The 385-nt window shown below is 67.3% G+C and carries 1 protein-coding gene; it reads left to right on the top strand.

The features are described from left to right. The coding region (locus ACLEJQ_RS25805) for a carbon starvation CstA family protein (RefSeq protein ID WP_440799930.1) at window positions 1-385 on the top strand (385 nt) is incomplete at both ends.

The following is a 385-nucleotide window of genomic DNA, read 5'->3' as shown; positions in this document are numbered from 1 at the left end:
ACGCCGGGCCACGCCTGCCGTGCTCAACAACGATGGCCTGGACTACGTCCCGACCAATAAACACATCCTGTTCGGTCACCACTTCGCCGCCATCGCTGGCGCCGGGCCGCTGGTGGGGCCGGTGCTGGCCGCGCAGATGGGCTACCTGCCCGGCACGCTGTGGCTGATCGCCGGGGTGGTGCTGGCCGGTGCGGTGCAGGACTTCATGGTCCTGTTCCTGTCCACCCGCCGCAACGGTCGGTCCCTGGGCGACATGGTCCGCGAGGAAATGGGCCGCATTCCCGGCACCATCGCGCTGTTCGGCTGCTTCCTGATCATGATCATCATCCTTGCGGTGCTGGCGCTGATCGTGGTCAAGGCCCTGGCCGAGAGCCCGTGGGGCATT

Origin of the sequence: Pseudomonas sp. SMV71 (assembly GCF_052042015.1) — a bacterium.
GTDB lineage: Bacteria > Pseudomonadota > Gammaproteobacteria > Pseudomonadales > Pseudomonadaceae > Aquipseudomonas.
Note: the sequence above shows the minus strand (reverse complement) of the source record. Positions and strands in the feature narration are given on the sequence as shown.